Below are 275 nucleotides of genomic sequence, written 5' to 3'. Positions count from 1 at the left end.
TCTTTCAGGTGGAAGTACAACTCAGCGTGATTGTTGATCGGCAGACCGTCTTTGTTGGTCAGCGTCACGGTGTAGGTGATCTCGCCGCCTTCGGCAACCGAAGTAGTCGCAGTGAGCTTGGCCACAACTTCGTCGATGGTGTCGGTGACTTTGACCGAGGCATCGTTACCCAGCTGCAGGTTTTCGAAGGTACGGCCGCCTGCATCGGCTGCCGACTTGATGCCCAGGCTGATTTCGCCCGAGTCTTTGTAGACGTCGTCGCCTTGAGCGGCATG

General features: G+C 57.1%; 1 protein-coding gene. It reads right to left on the bottom strand.

The features are described 5' to 3' along the window. Positions 1–275 (bottom strand): immunoglobulin-like domain-containing protein (locus FS777_RS21315; protein ID WP_145257611.1); only part of this gene is annotated, 275 nt, incomplete at both ends.

Source organism: Pseudomonas sp. DE0157 (assembly GCF_007678615.1).
Classification (GTDB): Bacteria; Pseudomonadota; Gammaproteobacteria; order Pseudomonadales; family Pseudomonadaceae; genus Aquipseudomonas; species Aquipseudomonas parafulva_B.
Note: the sequence above shows the minus strand (reverse complement) of the source record. Positions and strands in the feature narration are given on the sequence as shown.